Source organism: Sphingomonas sp. P3_C5, from assembly GCF_056402635.1.
In genome coordinates, this window is sequence record NZ_JBFUHA010000003.1 from 39,676 (window position 1) to 58,089 (window position 18,414).

19 protein-coding genes are annotated in these 18,414 nt (G+C 63.6%); 14 read left to right on the forward strand and 5 right to left on the reverse strand.

Features of this window, described 5'->3' with window-relative positions:
- Nucleotides 1-3: 3 nt before the first annotated feature.
- The 14 genes from nuoF to AC1DVS_RS09060 all read left to right on the forward strand — a co-directional run bounded on the left by nuoF (nt 4) and on the right by AC1DVS_RS09060 (nt 15,174).
- Complete coding sequence (nuoF, locus tag AC1DVS_RS08995) at nt 4-1,305, forward strand: NADH-quinone oxidoreductase subunit NuoF (RefSeq protein ID WP_478022195.1); 1,302 nt, start codon at nt 4-6, stop codon at nt 1,303-1,305.
- Complete coding sequence (locus AC1DVS_RS09000; protein WP_478022197.1) at nt 1,305-1,958, forward strand: hypothetical protein; 654 nt, start codon at nt 1,305-1,307, stop codon at nt 1,956-1,958. Before nuoF ends, AC1DVS_RS09000 begins: the two co-directional genes overlap by 1 nt.
- Complete coding sequence (gene nuoG / locus AC1DVS_RS09005; protein ID WP_478022199.1) at nt 1,959-3,959, forward strand: NADH-quinone oxidoreductase subunit NuoG; 2,001 nt, start codon at nt 1,959-1,961, stop codon at nt 3,957-3,959.
- Nucleotides 3,960-4,098: 139 nt separating this feature from the next.
- A complete protein-coding gene (nuoH, locus tag AC1DVS_RS09010) occupies nt 4,099-5,148 on the forward strand; it encodes an NADH-quinone oxidoreductase subunit NuoH (protein WP_478022201.1) in 1,050 nt (349 codons plus the stop codon).
- Entirely contained in the window at nt 5,145-5,630 is a 486-nt protein-coding gene (nuoI, locus tag AC1DVS_RS09015; RefSeq protein ID WP_478022203.1) for an NADH-quinone oxidoreductase subunit NuoI, read from the forward strand. The genes nuoH and nuoI overlap by 4 nt, the downstream gene beginning before the upstream one ends.
- Nucleotides 5,631-5,663: 33 nt before the next feature.
- On the forward strand, nt 5,664-6,281 hold the full coding sequence (locus tag AC1DVS_RS09020) for an NADH-quinone oxidoreductase subunit J (protein WP_478022205.1): 618 nt from the start codon (nt 5,664-5,666) through the stop codon (nt 6,279-6,281).
- Nucleotides 6,278-6,583 carry an NADH-quinone oxidoreductase subunit NuoK gene (nuoK, locus tag AC1DVS_RS09025; protein ID WP_478022207.1) on the forward strand — a complete coding sequence of 102 codons (306 nt, stop codon included), beginning with the start codon at nt 6,278-6,280 and terminating at the stop codon, nt 6,581-6,583. Before AC1DVS_RS09020 ends, nuoK begins: the two co-directional genes overlap by 4 nt.
- Nucleotides 6,584-6,587: 4 nt before the next feature.
- Nucleotides 6,588-8,648, forward strand: a complete 2,061-nt coding sequence (nuoL, locus tag AC1DVS_RS09030) for an NADH-quinone oxidoreductase subunit L (protein WP_478022209.1) — start codon at nt 6,588-6,590, stop codon at nt 8,646-8,648.
- Nucleotides 8,645-10,174 (forward strand): NADH-quinone oxidoreductase subunit M, encoded by a 1,530-nt coding sequence (locus AC1DVS_RS09035; protein WP_478022211.1) that lies wholly within the window; start codon nt 8,645-8,647, stop codon nt 10,172-10,174. The genes nuoL and AC1DVS_RS09035 overlap by 4 nt, the downstream gene beginning before the upstream one ends.
- Entirely contained in the window at nt 10,171-11,610 is a 1,440-nt protein-coding gene (gene nuoN, locus AC1DVS_RS09040; protein ID WP_478022213.1) for an NADH-quinone oxidoreductase subunit NuoN, read from the forward strand. The genes AC1DVS_RS09035 and nuoN overlap by 4 nt, the downstream gene beginning before the upstream one ends.
- Nucleotides 11,611-11,618: 8 nt before the next feature.
- The gene (locus AC1DVS_RS09045; protein WP_478023008.1) at nt 11,619-12,332 is read left to right on the forward strand and encodes a biotin--[acetyl-CoA-carboxylase] ligase; all 714 of its coding nucleotides are present in this window, start codon (nt 11,619-11,621) and stop codon (nt 12,330-12,332) included.
- Nucleotides 12,333-12,354: 22 nt separating this feature from the next.
- Nucleotides 12,355-13,137, forward strand: a complete 783-nt coding sequence (locus AC1DVS_RS09050) for a type III pantothenate kinase (protein ID WP_478022215.1) — start codon at nt 12,355-12,357, stop codon at nt 13,135-13,137.
- Between the two features lie 121 nt (nt 13,138-13,258).
- Entirely contained in the window at nt 13,259-14,896 is a 1,638-nt protein-coding gene (locus AC1DVS_RS09055) for a ribonuclease J (protein WP_478022217.1), read from the forward strand.
- 5 nt (nt 14,897-14,901) lie between these two features.
- On the forward strand, nt 14,902-15,174 hold the full coding sequence (locus AC1DVS_RS09060; protein WP_478022219.1) for a DUF1467 family protein: 273 nt from the start codon (nt 14,902-14,904) through the stop codon (nt 15,172-15,174).
- 114 nt (nt 15,175-15,288) lie between these two features.
- On the opposite strand, the gene bfr is transcribed toward AC1DVS_RS09060, so the two are convergent.
- From bfr to AC1DVS_RS09085, 5 genes are all read right to left on the reverse strand, one after another.
- Complete coding sequence (gene bfr / locus AC1DVS_RS09065; RefSeq protein WP_478022221.1) at nt 15,289-15,774, reverse strand: bacterioferritin; 486 nt, start codon at nt 15,772-15,774, stop codon at nt 15,289-15,291.
- Between the two features lie 94 nt (nt 15,775-15,868).
- Nucleotides 15,869-16,039: a (2Fe-2S)-binding protein gene (locus AC1DVS_RS09070; RefSeq protein WP_478022223.1), complete on the reverse strand. Its 171-nt coding sequence runs from the start codon at nt 16,037-16,039 to the stop codon at nt 15,869-15,871.
- An 80-nt stretch (nt 16,040-16,119) separates the two neighbouring features.
- The gene (locus AC1DVS_RS09075; protein WP_478022225.1) at nt 16,120-17,400 is read right to left on the reverse strand and encodes a DUF418 domain-containing protein; all 1,281 of its coding nucleotides are present in this window, start codon (nt 17,398-17,400) and stop codon (nt 16,120-16,122) included.
- A gap of 39 nt (nt 17,401-17,439) precedes the next feature.
- Nucleotides 17,440-17,940 carry a hypothetical protein gene (locus AC1DVS_RS09080; protein WP_478022226.1) on the reverse strand — a complete coding sequence of 167 codons (501 nt, stop codon included), beginning with the start codon at nt 17,938-17,940 and terminating at the stop codon, nt 17,440-17,442.
- Nucleotides 17,941-17,991: 51 nt separating this feature from the next.
- Nucleotides 17,992-18,408 carry a DUF3052 family protein gene (locus tag AC1DVS_RS09085; protein WP_478022228.1) on the reverse strand — a complete coding sequence of 139 codons (417 nt, stop codon included), beginning with the start codon at nt 18,406-18,408 and terminating at the stop codon, nt 17,992-17,994.
- Nucleotides 18,409-18,414 lie beyond the last annotated feature (6 nt).

An 18,414-nucleotide genomic window follows, 5' to 3' on the forward strand; every position in this document is an offset into this window, starting at 1 on the left:
TAGATGCTCGCCGACAAGGATCGTATCTTCACCAATGTCTACGGGTTCCAATCCTGGGACCTGGCGGCGTCGCGTGCGCGTGGCGATTGGGATAATACCAAGGACCTGATGGCCAAGGGCCAGGACGCGATCATCGATCTGATCAAGGCGTCGGGCCTGCGCGGGCGCGGCGGCGCGGGTTTCCCGACCGGCATGAAGTGGAGCTTCATGCCCAAGGAGCCCAAGCCGGATCGTCCCAGCTTCCTCGTCATCAACGCCGATGAATCCGAGCCGGGCAGCTGCAAGGATCGCGAGATCATGCGGCACGATCCGCACAAGCTGATCGAGGGTGCGCTTATCGCGGGCTATGCGATGCGCGCGCGCGCCGCGTACATCTATATCCGCGGCGAATATATCCGCGAGGCGGAGGTTCTCTCCGCGGCGGTTGCCGAAGCGTATGGCGCCGGCCTGATCGGCAAGAACGCCAGCGGATCGGGCTATGATTTCGACGTCTTCGTCCACCGTGGCGCGGGCGCCTATATCTGCGGCGAAGAGACCGCGATGCTTGAGAGCCTCGAAGGCAAGAAGGGCCAGCCGCGGCTGAAGCCGCCGTTCCCGGCGGGCGCGGGCCTTTACGGCATGCCGACCACGGTCAACAACGTCGAGTCGATCGCAGTCGCGCCGACCATCCTGCGGCGCGGCGCCGAATGGTTCGCCTCGTTCGGGGCCGAGGGCAATCGCGGCACCAAGCTGTTCCAGATCAGCGGCCATGTGAACAAGCCCTGCGTGGTCGAGGAAGCGATGAGCATCCCGTTCCGCGAGCTGATCGACAAACATTGCGGCGGCATCCGCGGCGGCTGGGACAATCTGCTCGCGGTGATCCCGGGCGGCTCCTCGGTGCCGCTGGTCCCGGCGGCGCAGATCATGGACTGCGCGATGGATTTCGACGGCCTGAAGGCGGTCGGCTCGGGCCTCGGCACCGCTGCGGTGATCGTCATGGATAAGTCGACGGACATCGTTCGCGCGATCAGCCGCATCTCCTATTTCTACAAGCATGAGAGCTGCGGCCAGTGCACGCCGTGTCGCGAGGGCACCGGCTGGATGTGGCGGGTCATGGAGCGGCTGCGCACCGGCGATGCCGATGTCTCCGAGATCGACACCCTGCAGCAGGTGACCAAGCAAATCGAAGGCCACACCATCTGCGCGCTCGGCGACGCGGCGGCATGGCCGATCCAGGGCCTGATCCGCCATTTTCGGCCCGAGCTGGAGCGGCGGATCAAGGAGCGCGGGGGCGACCTCGCCCCGATGATGGAAGCGGCGGAATAATGCGCCGGTTTTTGCCTCGTCATGCCGCGATGCTCGGTTTCGCTTCGCTCTCGTTCTCGATGGCGGTTGGAAGTGCCGCGAACGCGCAAATCGATGGGCCACCCGAAATGATTAAAGGGGCAAGGACCGAGCGTTTGCTTGCTGACGCCGCCAGGTGCCTCGTCCGCGGCGAACACGCCCGCGCGATCACTGTAGTATCAGCCGAGCCCGGGACGTCCGCTGCAGATCAGGCGGTTGTTTCTTTGCTGGACCATGGTGTCCTTTGCTTCGGAGCACAAAGGGTAACAAAGGCTCCCACCGTCACTTGGCGTGGCGCGATCGCAGAAGCTTTATACCTGCGGTCGTTCCGCAGTGACGTGCCTGTTGGGGCGGCGATCCCCTCGAACAATCCGCAATGGCTGCTTTCACCCGGGTCGGCCGGATATGCCGTCGCGCAGTGCGCCGCCGCCCGGGATACCGCAGCGGCCGATCGCCTCGTGCGCTCGGGATGGCGTTCCGAGGGCGAAACCCGCGCCATCAATGCTTTTCTTCCAATCCTCAACGCGTGCAGCAACGGACGGAAGGTCAGGTTTGATCGCGTGACGATCCACGGCATGGTCGCCGAGGGTCTTTTCAGGGTGCGGGGCGGTGATATCGCCGGAGGTAAGCGATAAATGCCCAAGCTTAAAGTCGATGGTGTCGAGATCGAGGTGCCGCAGGGCGCCACTGTGCTGCAGGCGTGCGAGCTTGCCGGCAAGGAGATCCCGCGCTTCTGCTATCATGAGCGGCTGTCGATCGCCGGCAATTGCCGGATGTGCCTTGTCGAGGTGAAGCCGGGGCCGCCCAAGCCCCAGGCGAGCTGCGCGCTGCCGGCTGCTGACAATCAGGAGGTCTTCACCAACAGCCCCATGGTGAAGAATGCGCGCGAAGGCGTGATGGAATTCCTGCTGATCAACCATCCGCTCGATTGCCCGATCTGCGATCAGGGCGGCGAGTGCGACCTTCAGGACCAGAGCCTGGCTTATGGCCGCGGCCATTCGCGCTATGACGAGAATAAGCGCGCGGTCACCGAGAAATATATGGGGCCGATCGTCAAGACGGTGATGACGCGGTGCATCCAGTGCACGCGCTGCATCCGCTTTGCCGAGGAAGTCGCCGGGGTCGAAGAGATCGGCGCGGTCGGGCGTGGCGAGGACATGCAGATCACCTCCTATCTCGAAAGCGCGGTGACGAGCGAGCTTTCGGGCAATGTCGTCGATCTCTGCCCGGTCGGTGCGCTGACTTCAAAGCCCTATGCCTTCGAAGCGCGTCCCTGGGAGCTGAAGAAGACGCTGACCATCGACGTGATGGACGCGGTCGGCACCAATATCCGGCTCGACAGCCGTGGCCGCCAAGTGCTGCGCTGCCTGCCCGTGATCAACGAGGATGTGAACGAGGAGTGGGCGACCGACAAGACGCGCCACGCTGTCGACGGCCTAGTGCGGCGCCGGCTCGACCGCCCGTTCGTGCGCAGGGATGGCCGTCTAGTCGAGGCGAGCTGGGATGAGGCGTTCGCGGCGATTGCCGCGGTAAAGGCGGGCTCGAGCATCGCTGCGGTCCACGGCGACCTGGTCGAATGCGAGACGCTCTATGCAGCCAAGGCGCTGCTCGCGTCGATGGGCTCGACCCTGATTGAGGGCCGCCAGACCGGCATGGACTACGACACCTCCAGCCTTGCCGCGGTCAATTTCAACACCACGATCGCGGGCGCCGAAAAGGCTGACGCGATCCTGCTGGTTGGCACCAATCTGCGCTGGGAAGCGCCGCTGGTGAACACGCGGATCCGCAAGGCGATCAAGAAGGGCGCCAAGGTCTTCGCGATCGGCCCCGAGGTCGATCTGACCTACAAGGTCGAGTGGCTCGGCAATGATCTGGGCCTGCTCGGCAAGCTGCCAAAGGGCGCGGCGGACGCCTTCAAGAATGCCGAGCGGCCGATGGTGATCGTCGGCGGCGGGGCATTGAAGGGCGGGCACGGCGCCGCGCTGAAGCTCGCCAAGTCGCTCAAGCTGGTCCGTGATGGCTGGAACGGCTTCAACGTCGTGCATATGGCTGCATCCCGGGTGGGCGGGCTGATGCTCGGCCTCGCGCAGAAGGGCGGCATTGCCGATATCGTCGCCGCCAAGCCGAAGCTGACCTTCTTCCTCGGCGCTGACGAGGTGGATTTCTCGAAGTTCGCAAAGAGCTTCAAGGTCTATATCGGCCATCACGGCGACAAGGGTGCGGCGGCCGCCGACGTTGTGCTGCCGGGCGCGAGCTATGCGGAGAAGTCGGGCACCTGGGTCAATCTCGAGGGTCGCGTTCAGCGCGGCGAGCGTGCGGTGTTCCCGCCTGGCGATGCGCGCGAGGACTGGACGATCCTGCGAGCGCTTTCCGCGGTGCTGGGCAAGACCCTGCCCTTCGACACGATCGAAGAGCTGCGTGCGGCGATGGGTGTCGATACGCCCGACCTCGCAACGCTTGGGCTGAAGAGCTTTGCCTGGAACGCCCCGTCGCTCGATGCGAAGGGTGAGGGCGAGGTCGTCTATCCGATCAAGGATTTCTACCTGACCAACGCCATCTGTCGGGCAAGCCCGACGATGCAGCGCTGCTCGGCTGAAATCCTCCACGGCGAAGAATTCGCAGAGGCAGCGGAGTGATGGCGTTATGTTATCGTTCTTGTCGGACTGGGTGTTCGACTTTCTTCCCTGGCGTGTCCAGCTCGCCTGCCTGCTCGTTGTGCTGGTCGGCATCGGCATTGCCGTCGCCTATGTTGTCCTCAGCTGAGGCAGCACTGAAATGACCGCCTTCTTCACCTCTCACGGCATGGAATATGGCTGGGCATGGTTCCTCGCCACCATCATCGGCATCCTCGTCATCGCGCTGCCGCTGATGCTCGCGGTCGCCATGATCATCTATGTCGATCGCAAGATCTGGGCGGCGATGGCGCTGCGGCGCGGACCCAACGTGGTCGGTCCGTTCGGCCTGTTGCAGAGCTTCGCGGATGGCCTGAAGGTGTTTCTGCAGGAAACCATAATCCCGTCGAGTGCGAACAAGGGCCTGTTCCTGCTCGCGCCGATCATCACCTTCACGGTTGCGCTGATCGTCTGGGCGGTGGTGCCGTTCCAGGCGGGCGTGGTGCTGGCGGACATCAATGTCGGCCTGCTCTACGTCCTCGCTGCCTCGTCGCTCGGCGTTTACGGCATCATCCTGGCGGGCTGGTCGTCCAACTCGAAATACCCCTTCTTCTCCGCGATCCGCGCCGCAGCGCAAATGGTGAGCTATGAAGTCGCGATCGGCTTCGTGCTGATCTCGGTCGTGCTCTGGTCGGGCAGCTTCAACCTCTCGACGATCGTGCTCGCGCAGAAGGGGCTCTACGGTTTCGCCAACGGCTTCATCTTCAATCCGCTGCTGTTCCCGATGGCAATCGTGTTCTTCATCTCCTCGCTCGCCGAGACGCAGCGCGCGCCGTTCGATCTGACCGAGGCGGAGAGCGAGCTCGTCGCCGGCTACCAGACCGAATATTCCTCGATGAGCTTCGCGCTCTTCTGGCTCGGCGAATATGCCAACGTCATCCTGATGTGTGCGCTCAACGCGACGCTCTTCTGGGGCGGCTGGCTCCCGCCGCTCGATATCCCGATCCTGTACTGGGTCCCGGGCATCCTCTGGCTGTTCCTGAAGATGGGCTTCTTCTTCTTCCTGTTCAGCTGGGTGAAGGCGACCGTCCCGCGCTACCGCTACGACCAGCTGATGCGCCTCGGCTGGAAGATCTTCCTGCCGCTGTCGCTGTTCTGGGTGTTCCTGGTGTCCGGTTTCCTGATGCTGACCCGCGTTGGAGTTCCATCATGAGCCTCGCTCAGATCATCAAATCCTACACCCTGTGGGAATTCATCAAGGCCCACGCGCTGACCTTGAAGTATTTCTTCAAGGCGAAGGCGACGATCAACTATCCGTACGAGAAGAACCCGATCTCCCCCCGCTTCCGCGGCGAGCACGCGCTGCGCCGTTATCCGAACGGCGAAGAGCGCTGCATCGCGTGCAAGCTCTGCGAGGCGGTGTGTCCGGCCCAGGCGATCACCATTGAGGCCGAACCGCGCGATGACGGCAGCCGTCGCACCACGCGCTACGATATCGACATGACCAAGTGCATCTATTGCGGCCTGTGCCAGGAAGCCTGCCCGGTCGATGCGGTGGTCGAGGGGCCGAATTTCGAATTCTCGACCGAAACGCGCGAGGAGCTGATCTACGACAAGGCGAAATTGCTCGATAACGGCGATCGCTGGGAGCGCGCGATCGCCGCGAACCTTGCCGCCGATGCACCGTACCGTTAAGCGCCAGCCGAATCCGAGGGGCACCCAGATTTCGTGATCCAAGCTATCGCCTTTTACCTCTTCGCCGCCATGGTGATCATCAGCGGCGCGCTGACGATCACCGCGCGCAACCCCGTGCATGCGGTGCTGTGGCTGATCCTCGCCTTTTTCAACGCGGCGGGGCTGATGGTGCTGCTCGGCGCCGAGTTCATCGCGATGCTGCTGATCATCGTTTATGTCGGCGCGGTCGCAGTGCTGTTCCTGTTCGTGGTGATGATGCTCAACATCGATTTCGCCGAACTGCGCAGCGGCTTCGCCAAATATCTGCCGATCGGCATGGCGCTGGCGGTGGGGCTCGCGGCCGAGATCATTATCGGCATCGGTGCCTATAGTGCGGGCGCGATCGAACTGAGCCGCCGAATCGCGCCGACCGATGCTGCCAAGGCGATCCCGAACATCCAGGCGATCGGCAATCTGCTCTACACCCGCTATCTCTTCATCTTCGAAGGCGCCGGTCTCGTGCTGCTCGTCGCGATGATCGGAGCGATCGTGCTGACTCACCGCGAGCGTGGCGGCACCCGGCCGCAGAACATCAACCGTCAGGTGTCGCGCCGGCCGCAGGATGCGACCCGCAACACCCAGCCCGGCGTCGGACAGGGGATCGAGCTGTGATCGGCCTGACGCATTATCTGGTCGTCGCTGCGATTCTGTTTGCGCTTGGCGTGCTCGGCGTCGTCGCCAACCGCAAGAACCTCATCGTCATGCTGATGGCGATCGAGCTGATCCTGCTCAGCGTCAATCTCAACCTGGTCGCCTTCTCGGCCTATCTCCACGATCTGGTCGGGCAGGTGTTCGCGATGTTCGTATTGACCGTCGCTGCGGGCGAGGCGGCGATTGGGCTTGCCATATTGGTCATCTATTTCCGCGGACGCGGCACGATTTCGGTCGACGACGTCAACCGGATGAAGGGGTAATTTCTTGATCCTCCTCATCGTCTTCCTGCCGCTGCTCGCGGCCATCATCGCAGGGCTCGGCAATCGCCTGCTCGGCAACACCGTCGCCAAGGTGCTGACCACCGGCGCGCTGTTCGCGTCGTGCGCGCTCAGCTGGCCGATCTTCATCCACTATCTCGGCGGCGGCGAACCGACGATTGCACCGGTGCTCGACTGGATCCATTCAGGCGATCTCCAGGTCGCATGGGCGCTCCGCGTCGATGCGCTGACGGCGGTGATGCTTGTCGTCATCACCTCGGTCTCGGCGCTCGTCCATCTCTATAGCTGGGGCTATATGGAGGAGGATCCGGATCAGCCGCGTTTCTTCGCCTATCTCTCGCTCTTCACCTTCGCGATGCTGATGCTGGTGACGGCGAACAACCTCGTCCAGATGTTCTTCGGCTGGGAAGGCGTGGGTCTCGCTTCCTATCTGCTGATCGGCTTCTGGTTCAAGAAGCCGAGCGCCAATGCCGCCGCGATCAAGGCCTTCGTCGTCAACCGCGTCGGCGATCTCGGCTTCATGCTCGGCATCTTCGGCACCTATCTTGTGTTCGGCACCGTCTCGATCCCCGACATCCTTCATGCCGCGCCCGGCATGGCCGGCTCGACCATCGGCTTTCTCGGCCACCGCTTCGACACGATGACGATCCTCTGCCTGCTCCTGTTCGTCGGCGCGATGGGCAAATCGGCCCAGCTCGGCCTCCACACCTGGCTCCCCGACGCGATGGAAGGCCCGACCCCGGTCTCAGCGCTGATCCATGCCGCGACGATGGTGACGGCTGGCGTGTTCATGGTCTGCCGCCTCTCGCCGATGTTCGAGACCAGCCCGTTCGCGCTCAGCGTGGTGATGACGGTCGGCGCAGCGACCTGCTTCTTCGCCGCGACCGTCGGTCTGGTGCAGACCGACATCAAGCGTGTCATCGCTTATTCGACCTGCTCACAGCTCGGCTACATGTTCTTCGCGGCTGGCTGCGGTGCCTATGGCGCTGCGATGTTCCACCTCTTCACGCACGCCTTTTTCAAGGCGCTGTTGTTCCTCGGCGCCGGCTCGGTGATCCACGCGATGCACCATGAGCAGGACATGCGCTATTATGGCGGCCTTCGGAAACGCATTCCGGTCACCTTCTGGGGCATGATGGCGGGCACGCTGGCGATTACCGGCGTCGGCGTTCCCGCCGTGTTCGGCAACACCATGGCGATCGGTTTCGCGGGCTTCCACTCGAAGGACGCGATCATCGAGGCTGCCTGGGCTTCGGGCCAATCGGGCGCATCGATCGTCGGCATGATCGTTGCGCTGCTGACCAGCTTCTATTCCTGGCGGCTGATGTTCCTGACCTTCTGGGGCAAGCCGCGCTGGACGCAGTCCGAGCATATCCAGCACGCTCTGCACGATGCGCACGGGCATGATGATCATCATGACGACCATGCAGCCCATGGCCATGACGACCATCCGCACGCTCATGGTGACGGCACCGGCGGCTACCACCCGCATGAGAGCCCGCTGACGATCCTTGTGCCGCTGATCCTGCTGTCGATCGGTGCGGTCGCAGCCGGTTTCGCCTTCCACGGCTATTTCATCGATCCGACCGCGGGCGAGGCTTATTGGAAGGGCAGCATCGCCTTCCGCGAGCACTTGATGCACGCTGTGCACGAGGTGCCGCTCGGAGTGAAGCTTTCCGCCACGATCGCCATGCTCGTCGGGCTGTGGACCGCCTGGGTGATGTATATCCGTTCGCCCGGCTTGCCCGCTGCCGTCGTCGAGCAGTTCCGCGTCGTCTATGATTTCCTGCTCAACAAATGGTATTTCGACGAGCTGTACGACCTGCTCTTCGTCCGCCCCGCCTTTGCGATCGGCCGCCTGTTCTGGCACCGCGGCGACGAGAAGACGATCGACCGCTTCGGGCCCAACGGCTCGGCCTGGGTGGTCGCGCTCGGCTCGCGCGTCGCTGGCCGGGTCCAGACCGGCTATGTCTATACCTATGCCTTTGTGATGCTGCTCGGCCTGACCGGCGTGGTGACCTGGGCGATTTACGTGAGCGCCAAATGACCGGCTTCCCAATCCTTTCGGTCATGCTCGCGGTTCCGGCGGTCGCCGCGATCGTCTGCTATTTCGTCAGCGCGAATACCGCGCGCTGGGTCGCGCTGCTCGCGACGCTGGCCGACCTCGTCCTCGGCATCTGCCTCTGGGCCAAGTTCGATATCGGCGGCCCGCAATGGCAGTTCGGCGAGCAGCACGAGCATCTGTTCGGCGTGTTCGGCTGGTCGCTCGGCATAGACGGCTTCGCGCTGATGCTGATCATGCTCAGCGTGTTCCTGATGCCGATCTGCATCGGCGCGAGCTGGGTCGCGATCGAGAAGCGCGTCCAGGAATATATGGCCGCCTTCCTCGTCACCGAGATGCTGATGATCGGCACCTTCGCGGCGCAGGATCTGTTCCTGTTCTACATCTTCTTCGAGGCCGGCCTGATCCCGATGTATCTGATCATCGGCATCTGGGGTGGCGCGAACCGGATTTACGCCAGCTACAAATTCTTCCTCTACACGCTGCTCGGCTCGGTCCTGATGCTGATCGCGATGTTGTGGATGGTGCAGTTCGCCGGCACGACGAGCATTCCGGTCCTGCTCAACACCGATTTCCCGGTCCATGCGCAGACCTGGCTATGGCTTGCCTTCTTCGCCTCCTTCGCAGTGAAGATGCCGATGTGGCCGGTCCATACCTGGCTTCCCGACGCGCACGTCCAGGCACCGACCGCGGGCTCGGTCATCCTGGCCGGCGTGCTGTTGAAGCTTGGCGGATACGGCTTCCTGCGCTTCTCGCTGCCGATGTTCCCGGAAGCCTCGGCCCAGCTCGCCTGGCTTGTGTTCGGCCTGTCGGCGGTCGCGGTGATCTACACCTCGCTGGTCGCGCTGGTGCAGAGCGACATGAAGAAGCTGATCGCCTATTCCTCGGTCGCGCATATGGCGATCGTCACGATCGGCCTGTTCGCGTTCAACCGCCAGGGTGTGGAAGGCGCGATGGTGGTGATGCTCAGCCACGGCCTGGTCTCGGGTGCGCTCTTCCTGTGCGTCGGCGTCATCTATGATCGGCTGCACACTCGCGAGATTAGCCGCTATGGCGGCCTCGCGATCAACATGCCGCGTTACGCGCTGCTGTTCATGCTCTTCACCATGGCCTCGGTAGGCCTGCCCGGCACGAGCGGGTTCGTGGGCGAATTCCTGAGCCTCGCCGGCACCTATCAGGTCTCGACCACCATCACCCTGCTCTGCACGACGGGCATCATCCTCGGTGCCGCGTACATGCTCTATCTCTACCGCCGCGTCGTATTCGGCGATCTCACCAAGGATGACGTTCGCGCAATGCCTGATCTCTCGCTCCGCGAAGTCGCGCTGCTCGCGCCGATCGCGGCGGTGGTGCTGTGGATGGGCGTCTATCCCGAGAGCTTCCTCGCGCCGATGCGCGGCGATGTCGGCACGCTGGTCGCGCGCGTTGCCCGCGCCGCACCCGCCGGAGATTCGCTGCCGACACCGGGCAAGCACGTTATCCCCAACACGCACGGGGAGGCGACGAAATGATCGCATCGTTGCTCATGACGCTGCCCGAAGACGTGCTGACGATCGGCGCGTTGGTTCTGATGCTGGTCGCCGCATGGGGCGGACAGGCCTCGACCAAGGCCGTTTCCTGGACTGCAGTCGCTGTGCTCCTGGGCGCGACGATCTCCTTATATGGCGCCGCTTCCACCGGCGGAGACGCGTTCAACGGCCTTTACCATGCCGATCGCTTCGCTGCCTTCTCCAAGGTGCTGATCTACGGCGCGGCTGCCGTCTCGATCCTGATCGCCCCACGCTTCTTCCAGCGCAGCGCTGGCGACGATCTGCGCCCCGAATATCCAGTGCTAATCCTGCTTTCGGCGGTCGGCATGGGGATGATGGTTTCGGCGGGCGATCTGCTGACGCTCTATGTCGGCCTCGAGCTGCAGAGCCTGGCCGCCTATGTGCTGGCGAGTTTCATGCGGCGCGACACGCGCTCGGCTGAAGCCGGCCTCAAATATTTCGTGCTCGGTGCGCTCGCGAGCGGTATCCTGCTTTACGGCATCAGCCTTGTGTACGGGTTCAGCGGCACGACCCTCTTCTCCTCGATCGCGACTGCTTATGGCGCCGGCCATTCGCTCGGCCTGACCTTCGGGCTGGTGTTCGTCTTTGCCGGCCTCGCCTTCAAGATCAGCGCGGTTCCGTTCCACATGTGGACGCCCGACGTCTATGAGGGCGCGCCGACGCCGGTCACCGCCTTCTTCGCCTCGGCTCCCAAGGTGGCGGCGATGGCGATGGCGGTGCGCGTGGCAGTCGAAGCGATGGGCCCGGCGACTGACCAGTGGCGCCAGATCGTGATCTTCGCGTCACTCGCCTCGATCATCTTCGGTGGCGTGGCGGCGATCGGCCAGAGCAACATCAAGCGGCTGCTCGCCTACAGCTCCATCAACAATGTCGGTTTCGCGCTGGTCGGCCTCGCTGCCGGCACGCAGGCGGGCGTTGCTTCAGTGCTGTTCTACATGACGATCTATGTCGTCATGACGCTCGGCAGCTTCCTGGTCGTCCTCCAGATGCGGGATCAGGACGGCGAGCCGGTCGAAACCATTGCGAGCCTCGCCGGCCTCTCGCGCACCCGACCGCTTCTTGCCCTGGCGATGGCGATCTTCATGTTCTCGCTCGCGGGCATTCCGCCGCTGCTCGGCTTCAACGCCAAATTGGCGGTGTTCAACGCTGCGGTCAGCGCCGGCCTGTTCTGGCTTGCAGTGGCTGGCTTCGTGGCATCGGTGATCAGCACTTATTATTACCTGCGGGTGGTCAAGGTGATGTATATCGACGAGCCGGCCCCGGCCTTCGATAGCGAGCGCAGCATCGTCGAAGGCGGCCTCACGACCGCGGCGGCAGTGTTCGTTTCCCCCATTGGCTGGCTCCTGCTCGCCCCGCTCGGTGCCTGGACGTTGGTCGCCGCCAAGGCGCTGTTCTGACGCACACGATCCGCACCGTCGTCGAGACGGGCTCGACCAATGCCGACATGCTGATGCTTGCGCGCAGCGGCGCTGAGGAGGGCTTGTGGCTCCGCGCTGAGCGTCAGACCGGTGGACGTGGGCGGCAGGGCCGAGAGTGGCGGTCGCCCGAGGGGAACCTCTATGCGAGCACTCTGGTGCGGTTGAGGGCAATCGATCCCCAGGCCGCAACCTTGGCGCTGGTTGCCGCGATTGCGCTCGAAGAGGTGGTGCGGGCTTATCTCCCGTCGTTCCCGAGTCCTCGTGGAGGACCAGTGATCAAATGGCCAAACGATCTTCTCCTCGACGGCGCCAAGCTCTCCGGCATCCTCCTCGAACGCGCCGATGATGCGGTAGTGATCGGCATCGGCGTAAACCTTGCCCGCCACCCCGAAAACCTCGAACGCCCCGCCACCAGCCTCGCCGCGCAAGGCGTAGCTCCCGATCCGGCCAACTTCCTCGAAACCCTCGCCGCCGCTTTCGAACGCTGGCTCTCGATCTGGCGCAACGAAGGCCTTGCCCCGATCCGCACCCGCTGGCTCGACCGGGCCCACCCGATCGGTACCGCGCTTACCGCACGGCTTCCCGATGGCAGCGCAATCGACGGCCTGTTCTCCGGCCTTGATAGCGAGGGTGCGCTCATCCTGCGCTTGGCGGACGGCACCAGCCGTGTCATTCACGCCGCCGATGTTTTCCTGATCTGACGAACGAAGGTACAGGCCTGCCATGCTGCTCGCGATCGATGCCGGCAACACCAATGTGGTCTTCGCGCTGATTGAAGGCGGCGCCATCAAGGCGCGCTGGCGCATCGCGACCGACCCGCGCCGCACCGCCGACGAATATGCCGTGTGGCTCAGCCAGCTGCTGAGCCTCGAAGGCTATGACCGCAAGCAGGTGACCGGCGTGATCATCGCCACGGTGGTGCCGCGCGCGCTCCACAACCTCCAGACGCTCGCCCGGAAATATTTCGGCGGCGAGCCGCTGATCGCCGGCCAGCCGCCGGTCGAATGGGGCATGCAGCTCGATGTCGAGGAGCCCCATGCGCTCGGCGCCGATCGCGCCGTCACGATGATCGCGGCGCATGCGCTCTACCAGGGCGACCTGATCACGATCGATTTCGGCACGGCGACCACTTTCGACCTGACTGATTTCAAGGGCGCCTATAAAGGCGGCATCATCGCGCCCGGCATCAACCTGTCGCTTGACGCGCTGGTCACCGCGGCTGCCAAGCTGCCGCGCATCGCGATCGAGGCGCCGGACAACACCAGCGTGATCGGCCGCGACACCGTCAGCCAGATGCATATCGGCATTTACTGGGGCTATATCGCGATGATCGAGGGCCTGGTGGCGCGGATGAAGGCTGAGGTCGGCCGGCCCGTAAAGGTAATCGCAACCGGCGGCCTTGCGTCGCTTTTCGAGAAACAGACTGATGTTTTCGACCATATCGAGCCGGACCTGACTATTCAGGGGCTGGCGATGTTGTGGGATCGGGCCCATATCATACGTTAATCGTCATCCCTGTATGAGCAGGGACCCATATCTCCCCTGAGCCGGCGTAGCGCCCGTAGCGACAGAGATCAGGCCCTGCTTCGGCATGGGTGACCCAATTTTTGAAAGTACCAAACAGAACGTGACTCCCAAAAAAGAACTCCTTTTCGTTGCCCTTGGCGGCTCCGGTGAGATTGGCATGAACGTCAATCTCTATGGCTGCCAGGGCAAGTGGCTGATGGTCGATTGCGGCATCACCTTTGCCGATCCCCAATATCCCGGAATCGACGTGATCCTGCCCGATCTCGCCTTTATCGAGGAGCAGCTCGACAATCTGCTCGGCATCGTGCTGACCCATGGCCATGAAGACCATATCGGCGCGCTCCCCTATCTCGCCGAGGATCTCGGCGTGCCGCTTTATGCGACGCCGTTCACCGCCGGCCTGATCCGCGGCAAGCTGGAGGAAGAGGGCAACGCCAATCGCGTTCGCCTCAACGTCATCCAGCCTGGCGATTCCTTCGACGCCGGCCCCTTCGGCGTGACCTTCGTGCCGCTGTCGCACTCGATCCCCGAGGCCAATGCGCTGCTGATCGACACGCCCTATGGCCGCGTGTTCCACACCGGCGACTGGAAGCTCGACGCCGCGCCGGTGCTCGGTGCGCCGACCAGCCCCGAACAGCTCGATATTATCGGCGACGAGGGCGTGCTCGCTTTGGTCTGCGATTCGACCAATGTGTTCAACACAGAGGCTTCGGGTTCCGAGGCCGATGTCCGCGTCGGACTGTCCGAGGTGATCGCCAAGGCCAGGGGCCGGGTGCTCGTCACCACCTTCGCGTCGAACGCGGCGCGACTCCACACGCTGGGCCAGGTCGCGAAGGAAACGGGGCGCAAGCTTTGCGTCGCCGGCCGCTCGCTCGACCGCATTCTCAAGGTCGCCCGCGCGACCGGATATCTCAAGGACTTCCCCGAGACAGTTGAGCCCGAGGTCGCGATGCGGCTGCCGCGCAACAAGATCCTGATCGTCGCAACCGGCGGCCAGGGCGAGGAACGTGCCGCGCTGGCGCGCGTCGCTTCAGGCTCGCATCCGATCAGTCTCGATGCCGGCGACACCGTCGTCTTCTCGTCGAAGCAGATCCCGGGCAACGAAGTCGCGATCGGCCGCATCCAGAACCAGCTCGCCACCAAGGGGGTCGAGATGATCACTGAGCGCCAGGCGCATGTCCATGTGTCGGGGCATCCCGGCCGGCCCGAGCTTGCGGCGATGTACCGCTGGATCAGGCCTGAAGTCCTGATGCCGGTGCATGGCGAGATGCGGCACCTGATGGAGCAGGCGCGCTTCGGCCTGTCCGAGGGCATTCCGCGCGCGCTGGTGCAGACCAATGGCGACATCGTCCGCCTCGCACCGGGCGCGCCCGAGAAGCTCGGCCATGCCCAGGTCGGCCGGCTGGTGCTTGACGGCGATGTGATCCTGCCCGGTGACGGCGGCACCATCAATGAGCGGCGCAAGCTCGCGCTCAACGGCCAGATCTCGGTCGCGGTCGCGATCGATCGTGCCGGCAAGATGCTCGGCCAGCCCCAGGTGCGGCTGCAGGGCATTCCGGTCGAGGAAGACCGTGATCCCTTCATGGACGAGACGCTCGTTGCGGTCGCAGACGCGACCCGCGAGGGCGGGCGTGACCGCGACAAACTGCGTGAAAGCATTCGCCTCGCCACGCGCCGCGTCGCTACGCGCTGGACTGGCAAGAAGCCGATCGTCGATGTGCTGCTGATCGAGGCCTGATACCGATGCGCTGGTATTCCCTGGTCGCGATCTACTTTCTGTTCTGGGCCTTTTCGGTGTTCTTCGTGCTGCCGTTCGGCGTGAAGACAGCCGATGAGGCCGGGGTAGAGCGCGTGCCGGGGCAGGCCGAAAGCGCGCCGCACGAATTCCGTGTGGGCCGGATCGCCTTTCGCGTGACGATCGTTGCCACGGTGGCGTTCGCGATCTTCCTGCTGAATTATCACTATGGCTGGGTCACACCGCGGACGCTGGATTTCTCCGGCCGGATGGGCGGCTAAAGCCCCTCCCCTTCAGGGGAGGGGGTGGGGGACTCTGTCCCGGCCGCGACATTGCTTGAGGCACTGCCCCACCCCAACCCCWCCCCTGAAGGGGAGGGGCTTGAACAAGTCAGCTCACCCGTCCTCGTCAGCTGCCTTACTCTGCAGCTGGACATAATTCGCGATGCCCATGCGCTCGATCATCTCGAACTGGCGCTCGAGCGTGTCGACATGCTCTTCCTCGCTGTCGAGGATGCGGCGGAACAGGTCGCGGCTGATATAGTCGCGCACCTTTTCGCAATGCTCGATCGCGTCGCGCAGCAACGGCAACGCCTCCATCTCGAGCGCCAGATCGGCCTTCAGCACTTCCTCGACCGATTCGCCGATGCGGAGCCGCCCGAGCAGCTGGAAATTGGGCAGGCCATCGAGGAACAGGATCCGCTCCGACAGCATGTCGGCATGCTTCATCTCGTCGATCGATTCGTGCTTCTCGAATTCAGCGAGTTTGCGCACGCCCCAATGATCGAACAGGCGGTAGTGCAGCCAATATTGGTTGATCGCGGTCAGCTCGTTCTTGAGCGCCTCGTTCAGGAAGTCGATGACCTTGGGGTCGCCCTTCATTTCACGTCTCCATTCGCGGTCAAGCTAGCGCAGCGACGGCGTGTAGGACAGCTGAAAAAGGGCAGAAAACTGCGGTGTTCAGGCCTTGCGAACGCTACGCAACCGCACGCTCTTCCTCGATGATCGCGCGCGCGAACGGCACGCACTGGCCGCATTTGGGCTGGCGGCCAAGCGCACGATAAGCCTGGCAGGCGCTCCGTGCGCCGCCGCGTGCGGCTTCACGGACATCGCGTTCACGAATGGCATTGCAGATGCAGACGACCATGGAAACTCCCTCGCGTTCGCAATGCCTAGGGCTAATGCGAACTGTTCGCAAGACCTAATGCGGATCACTCGCAAGAAGAATCACGCCGTGGCTATTGCGCCACCACGGATCGGCTGAAGGCGCAGCCGGGCCAGCGAGCGCCACAGCCATTCGAACGGGCCATAGCGAAAATGCTCGAGCCAGGGCTTTGACCAGAGCAACACCAGCCCCCAGATGGCGAACACGACCGGATAAAGCTCTGCGCGCGAGAGGTGGCCGTACAGGCCGAACCCATAGCCGTAGAATAATGCGGTGCAGAGGATCGTCGTGCCGAGATAGTTGGTGAAGGCCATCCGTCCCGCGGCGGCGATTCGCGTGGTGAGCGCGCCGGGCCGGGCGAGCAGGATGACCAGACAGGCCCAGCCGATGATCATCAGCGGGCGGAACAGGGTGGGCAGGACGATAGACCCGATCACGACCGGGAGCAGATCGAAGCCGCTATGAGCGACGTAAAAGGCAAGAGCGGCAAAGGCTGGGACGCCGGTGCCGAAGCCGATCGCGACCCAGCGGCGATATTGGCCGCGGCTCCATTCCCCGGTTAACATCCCCGATTTGAGGCACGCCATGCCAAGCAGCATATAGCCCAGCGTCTCGAACCCGACGAACAGGAAGCTCCCTTGGGTCGAGCCGAGCGCATGCTGCAGCCTGTCGGCCAGCATGGGAGCATAAGCGCCACGGTGAAGTGCGAGGTCATCGCGCAGTGCTGCGGCGGTCGGCGTGCCGAAATGGAGCTGGAACTCGTTGTAGTGGCTGATCGCGGCCGCAGCCGGGTGCGCTGCATGCATTGCGACCTCAGCGCTGTGCACATCGAACGGCAGCCCCGCCACCAGCGTGACCTCCATCGCGATCATGATGATTGCAATCGCGACCAGCTTGTATGCCGGCAGCTCGCGGAAAAACCAGGCGATGCAGCCGATCAGCGCATAATGGTTGAGGATATCGCCCCACCACAACAGGATGAGATGCGCCTCGCCGAACAGGAACAACCAGACCATCCGCGAGAAATGCACCCGCGCCGGACTCTCGTCCTTGGCGGTCGCCCGCTCGATCACCAGCAGCATCGAGGCGCCGAACAGGAAGGAGAACAGCCCGCGCATCTTGCCGTCGATGAAGACGACGTTGAACGCCCAGACCGCCAGATCAATGCCATTGTGGCCGCCATAAGCCGCCGGGTTGGTATAGGCTGCCTCGGGCATCGCGAAGGCAGTGATATTCATGATGAGGATGCCCATCACCGCGACGCCGCGGATCACGTCCAGCGTCGCAATCCGGTCGGGCGCGGCAGCCGGTGGATCGATCGTCATCTCATGCCCTTCCGCCATGCTCCGGGACTAGGAAGCGGCGGGGAGGGGCGCAATCACTTAATAGTCAGACGTGAACCGCCAGCGCGTCGCCGACTTCGCAACGAGGGCGATCGGGATACCGACAAGCATGATATGGCTGAACAGATCCTCGGCGAAACCCTTGGGATCGAGGCGGGGATCGACCGGGAACATGGTCGGCCAACGCTGTGGAAGGACGATCCAGTACATCACGCCCCACAGTATGAGACCATAGATGATGCCGCTCAGCACCGGGAGGCGATTGAGCAGCGAAATGCGCGATGCCACCAGCAGATAGACGCTCGCCATCACCAGCATGATGCCGAAATGGAGTGCCAGGCCGATCGCCGGCAGCGCATAGGGGTCAGCGAACGCCTCGCGGTCGACGATTGCGCTGCCGATGCCGCTCAACACCCCGAGCGGCGTTCCACCGGCCATGATCGCATAGGCAAAGGCGGAGAGGATATCGAGCGTGCCGGCGATCACCGTCGCGATGATGATCGCGCGGGTGACCGCCTTGCCCGAGTAGCGCGACTCCATCGACTTGCTCCTGAATGTCCAGGGCAAGATATAGGTCGTTACGGGTGCGGTCTATGATGCCCTCAGCGCCTTTCGGATCACCAGTTTCAATCCGGACCATGTCTCATCGACTGCGCACACCTTGATGTCGACAAGGCCGGTCGGCAGCGCGACTTCGCGGATGACGTCCTCAGTGATGTCGGTATCGGTCTTCGCCGCCTTTTTCGGCCAGGAGACCCAGACAAAGCCTGCCGGCGCAAGAAGCTGGCGCAACGCCTCGATGTGGCCGACGAGCGCCTCGCGCCGGGTGACGAAGATATGCGCCGCCTCGATCCCAGCCGAGGGCGCGCGCTGTTCGCTCAGGCCGAGCGTATCGCAACCGATCTCGGCGCGGACGCTGTCGGGCATGTCGAGGAACCAGGCGCGCATGCCGGGCTTCAGCCCAAGCTTGTTTGCGAGCGGGGTGCCCGAATAGCCCGTCGGGCTCACCGGGCC

Coding starts and splice junctions, on each gene's coding strand:
- nuoF (WP_478022195.1), top strand. CDS start 4: ATGCTCGCCGACAAGGATCGTATCTTCACCAATGTCTACGGGTTCCAA.
- AC1DVS_RS09000 (WP_478022197.1), top strand. CDS start 1,305: ATGCGCCGGTTTTTGCCTCGTCATGCCGCGATGCTCGGTTTCGCTTCG.
- nuoG (WP_478022199.1), top strand. CDS start 1,959: ATGCCCAAGCTTAAAGTCGATGGTGTCGAGATCGAGGTGCCGCAGGGC.
- nuoH (WP_478022201.1), top strand. CDS start 4,099: ATGACCGCCTTCTTCACCTCTCACGGCATGGAATATGGCTGGGCATGG.
- nuoI (WP_478022203.1), top strand. CDS start 5,145: ATGAGCCTCGCTCAGATCATCAAATCCTACACCCTGTGGGAATTCATC.
- AC1DVS_RS09035 (WP_478022211.1), top strand. CDS start 8,645: ATGACCGGCTTCCCAATCCTTTCGGTCATGCTCGCGGTTCCGGCGGTC.
- nuoN (WP_478022213.1), top strand. CDS start 10,171: ATGATCGCATCGTTGCTCATGACGCTGCCCGAAGACGTGCTGACGATC.
- AC1DVS_RS09050 (WP_478022215.1), top strand. CDS start 12,355: ATGCTGCTCGCGATCGATGCCGGCAACACCAATGTGGTCTTCGCGCTG.
- AC1DVS_RS09060 (WP_478022219.1), top strand. CDS start 14,902: ATGCGCTGGTATTCCCTGGTCGCGATCTACTTTCTGTTCTGGGCCTTT.
- bfr (WP_478022221.1), bottom strand. CDS start 15,774: ATGAAGGGCGACCCCAAGGTCATCGACTTCCTGAACGAGGCGCTCAAG.
- AC1DVS_RS09070 (WP_478022223.1), bottom strand. CDS start 16,039: ATGGTCGTCTGCATCTGCAATGCCATTCGTGAACGCGATGTCCGTGAA.
- AC1DVS_RS09075 (WP_478022225.1), bottom strand. CDS start 17,400: ATGGCGGAAGGGCATGAGATGACGATCGATCCACCGGCTGCCGCGCCC.
- AC1DVS_RS09080 (WP_478022226.1), bottom strand. CDS start 17,940: ATGGAGTCGCGCTACTCGGGCAAGGCGGTCACCCGCGCGATCATCATC.